This is a genomic window from uncultured Pontibacter sp. (genome assembly GCF_947492645.1).
GTDB lineage: Bacteria > Bacteroidota > Bacteroidia > Cytophagales > Hymenobacteraceae > Pontibacter.
Window position 1 is genome coordinate 60,219 of the sequence record NZ_CANLMZ010000003.1, and the last position, 11,657, is coordinate 71,875.

Below are 11,657 nucleotides of genomic sequence, written 5' to 3' on the forward strand. Positions count from 1 at the left end.
ACTTTTAGTAATTATCCTGGTAATCGCTGCGTTGCCACATTCTTACGAGTATATACGCGAACAACATACCGCCTAGGTGTGCAAAGTGTGCTACGTTGTCGCCGGGCATGCGGTTAAACCCGGAGTAAAGCTCATAGGCCCCATAGAGCAGCACAAAATACTTCGCTTTTATTGGCACAGGCAGAAACAGCAGCATGAGCTCAAGGTTGGGGAAAAGCAAGCCAAAGGCCATTAGGATACCAAACACAGCACCCGAAGCACCCAACATGGGCACGTTCTCCAGTTGGTTATACACCTGGCGCACCGCATTTTTACTTTCTTCTATATAAGTCGTGTTATCAGGGTTTCGCCTGTACTCTACTACAAACTGTCTTTCGTACCTGCCCTCATAATGATCTTCTAAAAAGTTGTAAAAGCTCATTGGTGTAGGCGCCTCTATGTATTTAGCGGCATCTTCGCGTACCTCGCTAAGTTCATAGGCTCTAACTCCGGAGTACAGCAAACTGGCACCAAACCCTGTGATCAGGTAAAAAGCCAAAAAGCGCTGGGGGCCCCAGAACCGCTCCAGCATCGGCCCGAAAATAAATAAGCTGAACATGTTGCTGAACACGTGTGCCCAACCGCCATGCAGGAACATGTGCGTAAATAGCTGCACAGGCCGAAAGAACTCGGAACCAAAGTGGTACAAAGCAAACTGCCCTGTAGAGAACAGCCTGTCCTGAAGAATGAAGATGACCACATTAATGATCAGGAGGTTCCTGACCATAGGGGTGATATTAAACATGCGATTTTCTTTTTGAAAGTATAAGCTTAAACCTACTAAGGCTGATACTTATACTTTAGATCTATAGTAGTGTTGTGAAATAGGCAAGCCCACAGACAACAATTAAACATTATAAAAATAGAATACTTTTGTTACCCTTTCAGGAAAAGCTCGTGCAACTGGCCTAGTTCCATGATAACCAACGTCTTTTGTCCGCCGGGCGTATAGTTGGGCACCTGGCAGGCAAAAAGCTTGTCTACGAGAGAATTCATTTCCAAGTCCGACATTCTGGCCAACGATCGCGAGGCAAGTCGCTTAGCCATGGCTCGCGCCAGGTTCTCATGTTTATCAAGCTTTAACGTAGCCGAATTGTTTTTGTATTGCTCTACCAGCTCCTCCAGCAATTCTTTTTCGTTAGCGGCGTGCACATCGGCAGGTATACCGTTAAGTATGATTGTGTTACCGCCAAAATCCTCAAACTGAAAGCCCATGGCCTTAAACTCAGCGGAAAGCTCTTTTACAAGTATGGCATCAGCAGCCGATAGCTCTATTGTTTGCGGAAAAAGCAATGCCTGCGACGCCCCGGTCTTTTTCTGAAGCGAGGTATTATACTTCTCGTACAATATACGCTCCTGCGCTGCCTGCTGGTCCACGATCATCATACCTGATTTTACCTGCACCAGCAAGTACTTCTGATGTATCTGTATGGCTTTGTTTACAGATCCCGCACCAATCGACTCAACAGCAAAAGCATCATCAAGCAAGCCCATCCCAGACGAGGCAGAACTCATTCGCTCTTCCTGAACCGGCTCCTGGCGCAAAGGCTCGTAAAGCTGCTCCCAGCCTTTAGATGTTGCCCTACGGGATGAGGCTGGAGGCGTAAACCCAGGGAAAGGGGTACTATTTCCACCTGAATTACCACCCGTTGATGGCCTGCTCTCCGGATCAAACTCGTTAAACCCGCCTTGCAGGCGAATAGGCTGTAGCGGGGCAAAATTTACGTCACCGTCAAAATCAAGGGACGGGGCAATATTGTATGTGCCAAGCGCCTTTCTAACAGCAGCATGCACAATGGCGTATACCGTTTTCTCGTCCTCAAACTTTATTTCGGTTTTAGTTGGGTGCACATTGATATCTATCTTTTCAGGCTCCAGGTCTATAAACAAGACATAAAAAGGATGGCTGTCTTTTGGCAGCAGGCCTTCAAACGCGGTCATAACGGCGTGGTTCAGATAACCGCTTTTAACAAACCGGTTATTCACAAAAAAGAACTGCTCTCCGCGGCTTTTCTTTGCATGCTCGGGTTTGCCTATGTAGCCACGCACATTTAAAAACGAGGTATCTTCCTCGCAGTAAGCCATCTGCTCTTTATAGTTGCTGCCAAGTATACCTACAATGCGTTGGCTAAGCTTGGTTGCTGCCAGGTTAAAAACTTCTACATCGTTATGGTACAGGCTAAAAGCTACATCCGGGTAAGCTAGTGCAACCCGCTGAAACTCGTCCAGTACATGGCGCATCTCCACCGCATTTGTCTTCAGGAAGTTGCGGCGGGCCGGCACGTTGTAAAACAGGTTTTTAACTGCAATAGAGGTGCCTTCTGGTGTGGCAACCGGCTCCTGCAACACCACTGCAGAGCCCTCGATCAGCAATTTCACACCGGTTTCAGCGCCTTTTGTTCGGGTTTTCATTTCTACCTGCGCCACAGCAGCTATGGAGGCCATTGCCTCGCCCCTGAAGCCCATGGTGCGAATCTTAAAGAGATCTTCGGTAGTGCTTATTTTGGAGGTAGCGTGGCGCTCAAAGCACATACGGGCATCCGTTTCCGACATGCCTATGCCATTGTCCACGATTTGGATCAGCTGTTTGCCCGCCTCCTTCACAATTAACTGTATGTTGGTTGCTTGCGCATCGATTGCATTCTCCAGAAGTTCTTTCACAACTGAAGCAGGACGCTGCACCACTTCGCCAGCGGCAATCTGGTTGGCAAGGAAATCAGGCAATAAATGAATGATATCGGGCATCCTGTAGTTTAATATCCTAAGTTACTGTATAATTTATGCTCTGAATCAGGTGCTTTGTTTGATTCCGGCTAAGTTTTTGCTTTTAATTAATTGTTAAAACAGAACTTATTCAGAATTAAATTTATTACTAATTTACAGACTGATTCATTTCAGAGGTTCTGAAAACTACTGGTTGATAACGAAGATTATTTAAATTTCAAAAAGAAACCAAATCTCTGTATCGTTGATGGGGCTGGTGGCGTTAGCATAATTATAGGCTGCTACTCTTGTTGCCACGAAAGCTTAGGCTGACATTCAGGTTAATTGCCTCTCTCCGATAAACAGTTAACCAAAGTTAACATAATTGATCAGTAGCCTGTTTTGTGAACCGTCTATATGCAAAATTAGGGTTAATTTTTACTTGTTCCAATTAATAAAAAAGTACAGCGGATGTTGAAGAGTTTTAGCTTAGGGTTATTGATACTTGTTTTTCTTGGGATGGGGTCGCTGATGTCTTTAAAATCATCAGACAACATTGTTGTGAACTCCAAAGAGCAAACCTGGGTCGATAGCGTTATGACTACTTTAACACCAGAGCAACGCATTGGGCAGTTGTTTATGGTAGCCGCATACTCAAATAAAACCGAAAAGCACTTCCGCGAAATTGACACGCTTGTAACCCGCTATGGCATAGGCGGAGTTATGTTTATGCAAGGCGGGCCGGTGCGCCAGGTAAAGCTTACGAACCGTTTCCAGAGCCAGGCCAAAGTGCCCATGCTTATAGCGATGGATGCTGAATGGGGTTTAGGCATGCGCCTGGACAGCACCATGCAGTTTGCCCGCCAGATGACGCTGGGCGCCATGAACGACGAGAAGTATATTTACCTGATGGGCCGCGAGATTGCGCTTAAAATGAAGCGCATGGGCGTAAACGTAAGTTTCTCGCCTGTGCTGGATGTAAACGTAAATGCAGCAAACCCTGTTATCGGAAACCGCTCCTTCGGAGAGTCAAAAGAAGAAGTTACACGACGGGGCATTGCTTACATCAGAGGCCTGCAAGACCACGGTGTGGTAGCGGTGGCTAAACATTTCCCGGGACACGGCGATACAGATGTAGACTCTCACCACGCCTTGCCTGTTGTAAACCACGACATGAAACGCCTGACCGAGGTTGAGCTTTACCCTTTCCACAAATCTTTTGAGGCCGGGGTGATGGGCGTAATGGTGGCGCACTTGTACATGCCTAAAATTGACAGCACCCGCAACCTTGCCACTACACTTTCGAAGCCGCTGGTTACCGGCCTGCTTCAGGAGAAAATGAAGTATAAAGGCCTTGTGTTTACTGATGCCCTGAACATGAAAGGCGTAAGCAAATACTATAAGCCCGGCGAAGTAGACCTGAAAGCTTTGATGGCGGGCAACGATGTGCTTCTTTTCCCGGAAGATGTTCCTATGGCTGTTAAAAAGATTAAAGGCGCCATTACTGCCGGCCAGATAACCCAGGAGGAGGTTGACCAGCACGTGCGCAAAATTTTGCACACTAAATACTGGGCTGGCTTGAACAACCAAAAAATGGTGCAGCTAGAGAATTTATCTGAAGAAATATCCCGACCGATAAGTACTGTAGTTCAGGAGCAGCTGTATGACAATGCTGTTACTGTAGTGCAGAATAAAAACAGTTTGCTACCCCTCCGGACGCTGGATACTTTAAGTATAGCCTCTGTGGCGATTGGTGTTACAGAGGTTAACAAGTTTCAGGAAACGCTGGGGTATTACGCATCTGTAAATAAGTTCTCCATCTCTGATCGCTTTGCCCCTGATTCGGCCTTTGCCAAAATCATCCCTAAGCTTAAGGATAACAATGTGGTGGTGGTTAGCATCCATAACATGAACGCTACCGCTGCTAAAGATTACGGCATTGGCATTGGTACAAGAGCCTTTATCCAATACCTGCAGGAGCGCACCAACAAGAAAGTTATTGTAGCGGTAATGGGCAGCGCCTACAGTTTAAAATATTTTGAAAACGCAAACTGGTTGCTGTGTGGCTACGAAGATCACCCGGTGGCGCAGTCGCTGGTGCCGCAAGTGCTGTTCGGGGCCAGAGATGCCAACGGTAAATTGCCAGTAACAGCATCTGCCAAGTTTAGAGCAGGCACAGGCGTAACCACTCAAACCCTGGGCCGCTTAAAGTACGGCGTACCAGAAAGTGTGGGCATGGACTCTAAAGTATTAAGCCAGATAGATAACGTTGCCCGCGAGGCCATTGCCTATGCCGCTACACCAGGCGCCCAGGTGCTGGTTGTAAAAGACGGTACTGTGGTATTTAACAAATCTTACGGCCATTATACATACAATAAGACCAAGCCTGTAACAAACAGCACCGTTTACGATGTGGCCTCTATCACCAAAGTAGCTGCTACACTACAAGCCATCATGTTCCTGAAAGACCAGGGCAAGATAAACCTTGATGCCAAAGTAGCTACTTACCTGCCAGAACTAAAAGGCACAAACAAACAGAACATTGTGCTGCGCGACGTGTTGGCACACCAGGCAGGTTTACAGGCTGGCTTACCGGCATGGCAAAACACCCTGAAGTCTGTTGAGACAAAGAAAACGTTTTATGCCAGCCGCCAGAATGATATTTACCCGAACGAGGTGGTGCCAGGCTTCTACTCTATCAAAAGTATGGAGGATTCGCTGTGGGCCTGGACGGTAAAATCGAGAATGTTGCCGCCGCGCAAAGATGGCAAAGGCTACGAGTACAAGTATAGCGACCTGGATTTTTATGTACTTAAACGTGTGGCAGAGCGCATGCTGAATCAGCCGCTGGATGAGTTTATGGAACAAAACTTCTATACACCGCTTGGCCTGAGCACCATGACGTATAAACCGCTGCTGAAGCACTCCCAGGATGCGATTGCCCCTACTGAAGATGATAAATACTTCCGCCATAATTTGCTTTGGGGTAGTGTGCACGACCAGGGAGCAGCCATGATGGGAGGTGTAGCGGGGCACGCCGGCTTGTTCTCTAATGCCAACGACTTAGCCATACTTATGCAGATGAACTTGCAGAACGGAAACTACGGCGGGCACAAATACTTTAATACCGAAGTAGTAACGGAGTTCTCTAAAAAGCAATTCAAGAACAGTCGCCGTGGCCTTGGCTGGGATAAGCCAGAACCAGAAAGCGGCGGGCCAACATCAAGCATGGCTTCGTTAAGCACATTTGGCCATACTGGTTTTACAGGAACCGGGGCATGGGTAGATCCAGAAAATAATCTGATCTACATCTTCCTGTCTAACAGAGTATATCCTGATGCCGGCAACAATAAACTTGTTACTTACAATATTCGCACACGTATACATGATGTGATATATAAAGCGATAATTCCTAAAACATAAAAGATATTAAGTAGTTTAGCAGGTGCAGCCACTCTATATGGGCTGCATTTGTTATTTACACAGCACGCATAACTATGAGAATCGGAATAGTTTGTTACCCAACCTTTGGCGGTAGCGGAGTAGTAGCCACAGAACTAGGCAAAGAACTAGCTATCAAAGGACACAAGGTGCATTTTATCACCTATAGCCAGCCCGCGCGTCTGGATATTTTCAACGAGAATCTTTTTTACCACGAAGTATACATCCCTACATATCCGCTTTTCCAGTACCCGCCTTACGAGTTGGCGTTGGCCAGCAAAATGGTAGATATTGTACAGTTTGAGAAGCTGGATGTGCTGCATGTGCACTATGCCATACCACATGCCTCGGCTGCTTTTATGGCAAAACAGATTCTGCGCACCAAAGGCATCAACATACCCGTTATCACTACGCTGCATGGCACCGATATCACGCTGGTTGGGAAAGATGCCTCTTTTGAGCCGGTGGTAACTTTCAGCATCAACCAGTCAGATGGAGTAACTGCCGTATCTGACAGTCTGCGCGCCGAAACCTACGATTACTTCCAGATAGAGAAAGACATTGCCGTTATTCCTAACTTTATAAACCTCGACAAATTCAGGCGCCAGAAAAAAGAGCATTTCCGTATGGCGATCAGCCCGAACGATGAGAAGCTGCTGGTACATACCTCCAACTTCCGGTCAGTAAAGCGGGTAGAGGACGTGATCAGGATTTTTGCGGAAGTACGCAAGAACATGCCAAGCAAACTATTGCTAGTGGGCGATGGCCCTGAGCGCCCAAAAATGGAGAAGCTGTGCCGCGAACTGCAGATTTACAATGATGTGCGCTTTTTAGGAAAACTGGATGCCGTGGAAGAAGTGCTATCCATCGCAGATTTGTTCCTGATGCCATCAGAAAAAGAAAGTTTTGGCCTGGCAGCCCTGGAGGCAATGGCCTGCGAAGTGCCGGTAATATCATCAAACGCAGGTGGTATACCAGAGCTCAACATTGATGGCGTAACCGGCTTTACGAGCCCGGTAGGCAATGTAGCCGAAATGGTGCAAAATGCCCTTACCATACTTGATGATGCTAATTTGCCACGCTTTAAAGCCAATGCGCTGGCACGAGCCAAGGATTTTAACATCGATAAGATTGTGCCGCAGTATGAAGAGTTTTACCAAAAGATAATAGACGAGCAGCTCGCACTTCTCTAAAATATAAAAGCTTTGATTAAGAATCCGGTTGCTGCACAAGTACCCGGATTTTTTTTATATCTATATTTATCAAGAACTTAAGCCTGCTTATACTTCCCTTTCGCATCTATACTATGAACAAAGACAAATACTTTATACTTGATTTTGACAGCACCTTTACGAAAGTAGAGGCCCTGGATGAACTAGGTGAAATATCGCTTCAGCATGAGCACAATAAGGCAGAAATACTTCAGGAAATAAAAAACCTGACCAACAGCGCCATGAACGGCAACAGCTCATTTTATGAGGGCCTGACCAAACGCCTGCACCTCCTGAAGGCAAACAAAGCCCACCTTCAAGAGCTTATCGCCATACTTCAGCAAAAAGTATCCGACTCTATACAGCGCAACAAGGCCTTTTTCGAAGAATACGCCGACAACGTGCTGATCGTATCGAGTGGATTTAAGGAGTTTATTGTGCCCATTGTGTTGCCTTTTGGCATAAAGGAAGAAAATGTACATGCCAACACATTTAAGTTTGATAAGCAGGGCAACATTATCGGCTTTGATGAAGAGAATGTACTTTGCCGGGACAAAGGCAAAATTAAGCTCCTTGACAAACTTGGCTTAAGCGGTGATGTGTATGTACTAGGCGACGGCTATACTGACTATGAAATAAAGGAAGCAGGACTGGCCAATAAATTTTACGCCTTCACCGAAAATGTGGCGCGCGACAATGTAGTGGAGAAAGCAGAGCACTTTGCCCCTACCCTGGATGAGTTCCTGTATCAGAATAACCTACCGATGGCTATTTCTTACCCCAAGAACCGCATTAAAGTGCTCTTGTTGGAAAATATCCACCCAAACGCTGTGGAATTGTTTACTAAAGAAGGCTATCAGATTGAAACAGCAGCCGGGGCTTTAAACGAGCAAGAACTTTGTGAGCAGATTAAAAACGTATCTATACTTGGCATCAGGTCTAAAACGCAGGTAACGGCAAAGGTACTGCAACACGCGAACCGCCTCATGAGCATTGGTGCTTTCTGCATCGGCACAAACCAGATAGATTTGGATGCCTGCCTTAAAGCAGGTATTACGGTCTTTAACGCCCCGTTCAGCAATACCCGAAGTGTGGTAGAGCTGGCACTCGGTGAGATTATCATGTTATCACGCAGGATCTTTGATAAAAGTATAAAAATGCACCAGGGAGTATGGGATAAGTCTGCTACCGGAAGTACAGAGGTACGGGATAAGAAGTTAGGTATAGTTGGCTATGGCAACATCGGAGCACAGCTATCGGTGCTGGCCGAGGCAATGGGCATGCAAGTATACTATTACGATGTAGTGGAGAAGCTGCAATTAGGCAATGCCCGCAAATGCGAATCGCTGCAGGAGTTGCTGCAGATAGCTGACTTTGTAACGCTGCACGTAGATGGCAGCAAACGTAACACAAACATTTTTGGCAAAGCGGAGTTTGATGCCATGAAACCGGGGGCCATTTTCCTGAACCTGAGTCGAGGCCATGTAGTCGAGATTGCAGCGCTGGTAGAGGCATTGCAGTCTGGTAAACTGGGAGGCGCAGCCGTGGATGTTTTCCCGCACGAGCCTGCCACTAACGATGAGCCATTTATAAACGAGCTCCGCAACTTACCCAATGTTATACTTACGCCACACATTGGCGGCAGCACCACCGAGGCCCAGGAAAATATCGCCCGCTTCGTTCCGAGCCGCATCATGCAGTACATCAACACCGGCAACACCTACCAAAGCGTTAACTTCCCTAACATACAGCTGCCTGAACTTAAAGATGCGCATCGCCTCATTCACATACACGCCAACGTGCCCGGAGTGCTTGCAAGTATAAACAACGCCTTGGCTAAAAATGAGGTAAATATACTTGGCCAGTACCTTAAAACAAATGAGCAGATTGGCTACGTGATTACCGATATTGATAAAGCATACGACAAGCAGGTTATTGACGAGCTAAGGAAGGTGCCCCAGACAATCAAGTTCAGGATTTTATACTAAGCCTATAAGCAAAAGGGGGAGCTATCAAGTATGGCCGCCCCCCCTTTCTATGAGTTAATAGTTTTTAAAACACCTGCCCTATCTCCTGCTTCAGGAAGCTGATAGCACGTGCAGTTGGATCGCTCTCGGAAGCAAGTATGGTTTCCAGGATGCGCTTGGCAAGATCAGTACCACGCGCATTTTCAGGCAATTCTTTATAGGTTCTGTTGATCAGGTTCACAACTTCTTCGCGGGCATGCTTTACCTGCTGCCAGCCTGTTTCAGACATATACACCTGCTGCGACATGTTGTGGTTAAACTCATTTCTTATCTCTGCTAACAATACCCGGTGATACTCTGCAGCAGTTTGCCCCGCAGCCCCCACACGAAGCAGCATATTGCTTGGTGTAATGCGCTCCAGCAACAGCACCACCCGCTCATAAGCCTGCAGCCTGATAGGAAGTACTGTGTCAGAGTTTTTCTGTCGCAACTCAATCAGGCGCATCTTGTAATCGCGGTCGTAATGCTTTTTAATCAGGTAATACATCGCGCCTGCTACAATCAGGGCCGGCAAGGATATTTTTAAAAGGTCTATTACAAATGCTAATGCTTCCATTTCTGTTCTGAGTTGAGCTATAAATATCGCAAAAAATTAATCTAATGCACATGAATCATTTATACGCTTTACCTGTTTACTTAATACAAGGATTTGCCGCAAGCATTTTTAAGAAGAATTGCTTAAGTTTGTGGCTACAAATAACGAATAGCTTATACTATGGCAACAGAAACTAAAACTGCACCTATCACTCTGACGGAAAGAGCTTTAGCTGAGGTTAAAAATATAATGCAGGAAAAAAGTGTACCAGCAGAATATGGTTTGCGCGTTGGTGTGCAAGGCGGTGGCTGCTCTGGTATGTCTTACTTGCTGGGCTTTGATAAGGCAAAAGATTCTGATGAGATTTTCCAACTGGAAGGCGTTAACCTGATCATGGATAAAAAACATGCGATGTATGTGCTTGGCATGCAGGTTGATTTTCAGGATGGCTTAAATGCCCGTGGATTTGTTTTCAATAACCCACAGGCTACAAGTACCTGCGGTTGCGGAAGCTCATTCTCAGCGTAAATAAGATACCTTCTTTCTCTTTAGATAGGCGAAGCCCGGCTGTATGGTCGGGCTTCGCTGTTTTATAGAGTTTACCATCAGAATTTACGGGATAAATAAATGGATGGACAGGATTGATTTATATTTTAGGACTGCTTAAAGTCCTGGGGCAGTTGAACCCGGTCATGCAGAAACAAGGGCCTGGGAACTCGTACGCGCCAGTATAGCCTTACTCTGTAATTAGAAATAACGGAAGCAAATTATCCACCTACCTCTAAAACTCTCTAATACGTTCTCGTCATACTTGCTGGCACTACAAGTATAAAGTCGGCTTTGTTATTGTGCTCCTCTGCCAGCTTCTCCAGGTCTCCTTGCAGTACTGTTGTGATGGTAAGTGTTTTTAGCTGTGAGTTACCTTGTTTCAGATACCAGCCTATCCCTTCAAAATTATCAGAATGATAAGCACCGTTAAAGTGAAGCATTTTTTTGCCTCCCTTAACCTCACCAAGTATAAAATGAGCCATAGTGGCATCTTTTAGCGCCTGAGCCTGCACAATATTCTGACTTTTTGTATTGCCGTGGGTACTGCTACCAAACATGGCCAGCATGTTTTTATACCCAGGCAAATCCATATCTACTTTAACCGGAAGCGGGGCAAAATACTTTTTACCGTCTGCTGATACTTTATCCAAACTAGCCAAACTACCTGCCGCTACAGCAGCAGCGTAGCGGCGAGGCACGTTGGTGGCAACAAAAGGCACATTACTATCTTTGGCATAACGCACCAGCGGCTTGTAGTCAGTTTTATAGTTAACCCAGGGGCGCGACTCCTGCTCAAAGTTATTTTCCGGCACCTGCCCTGCCAGGTATTCGTTCAGTACCAGCTGCACATCGGCTTCAAACATCTCGGCACCCAAGGCAAAGTTCTGCTGATGCGCTTTGTGCAGGTCTTTTGCCAGTTCCAGCTGCAGCCAATGAGCAATGGGATCATTGTGCTGCTCTCCAAACAGCACCACATCAGCCTCTTTTAGACCATCAAGCATTTTGCCATACTTTATACTTTTGCCAGTTTTAGTAAACAGCTGGTAAGCTGGTTTGTCTTTTTGCGCAAATGCAGGTAATGCTGTCATCATCAGGAACAGAAACAAGGCAGGTAAGATCTTTTTCATCGGGGTGTAATATTTATACTTCAAG

8 protein-coding genes are annotated in these 11,657 nt (G+C 46.2%); 4 read left to right on the forward strand and 4 right to left on the reverse strand.

Features of this window, described 5'->3' with window-relative positions; translation table 11 throughout:
• Positions 1-4: 4 nt before the first annotated feature.
• On the reverse strand, positions 5-784 hold the full coding sequence (locus tag Q1A23_RS03115) for a rhomboid family intramembrane serine protease (RefSeq protein WP_299819344.1): 780 nt from the start codon (positions 782-784) through the stop codon (positions 5-7).
• A 131-nt stretch (positions 785-915) separates the two neighbouring features.
• Positions 916-2,784 (reverse strand): DNA mismatch repair endonuclease MutL, encoded by a 1,869-nt coding sequence (gene mutL / locus Q1A23_RS03120; RefSeq protein ID WP_299819347.1) that lies wholly within the window; start codon positions 2,782-2,784, stop codon positions 916-918.
• Between the two features lie 429 nt (positions 2,785-3,213).
• Between mutL and Q1A23_RS03125 the strand changes: the two genes are divergently transcribed.
• From Q1A23_RS03125 to serA, 3 genes are all read left to right on the forward strand, one after another.
• A complete protein-coding gene (locus Q1A23_RS03125; protein ID WP_299819350.1) occupies positions 3,214-6,165 on the forward strand; it encodes a glycoside hydrolase family 3 N-terminal domain-containing protein in 2,952 nt (983 codons plus the stop codon).
• A gap of 74 nt (positions 6,166-6,239) precedes the next feature.
• The gene (bshA, locus tag Q1A23_RS03130) at positions 6,240-7,376 is read left to right on the forward strand and encodes an N-acetyl-alpha-D-glucosaminyl L-malate synthase BshA (protein WP_299819353.1); all 1,137 of its coding nucleotides are present in this window, start codon (positions 6,240-6,242) and stop codon (positions 7,374-7,376) included.
• A 113-nt stretch (positions 7,377-7,489) separates the two neighbouring features.
• A complete protein-coding gene (gene serA, locus Q1A23_RS03135; protein WP_299819356.1) occupies positions 7,490-9,382 on the forward strand; it encodes a phosphoglycerate dehydrogenase in 1,893 nt (630 codons plus the stop codon).
• A 64-nt stretch (positions 9,383-9,446) separates the two neighbouring features.
• On the opposite strand, the gene Q1A23_RS03140 is transcribed toward serA, so the two are convergent.
• Positions 9,447-9,977 (reverse strand): hypothetical protein, encoded by a 531-nt coding sequence (locus Q1A23_RS03140; RefSeq protein ID WP_299819359.1) that lies wholly within the window; start codon positions 9,975-9,977, stop codon positions 9,447-9,449.
• Positions 9,978-10,136: 159 nt separating this feature from the next.
• Between Q1A23_RS03140 and Q1A23_RS03145 the strand changes: the two genes are divergently transcribed.
• The gene (locus tag Q1A23_RS03145) at positions 10,137-10,484 is read left to right on the forward strand and encodes an iron-sulfur cluster assembly accessory protein (protein WP_299819362.1); all 348 of its coding nucleotides are present in this window, start codon (positions 10,137-10,139) and stop codon (positions 10,482-10,484) included.
• Positions 10,485-10,747: 263 nt separating this feature from the next.
• Here the strand turns inward: Q1A23_RS03145 and Q1A23_RS03150 are convergent, their stop codons facing one another.
• Positions 10,748-11,632: a ChaN family lipoprotein gene (locus Q1A23_RS03150; protein WP_299819365.1), complete on the reverse strand. Its 885-nt coding sequence runs from the start codon at positions 11,630-11,632 to the stop codon at positions 10,748-10,750.
• Between the last annotated feature and the right edge of the window lie 25 nt (positions 11,633-11,657).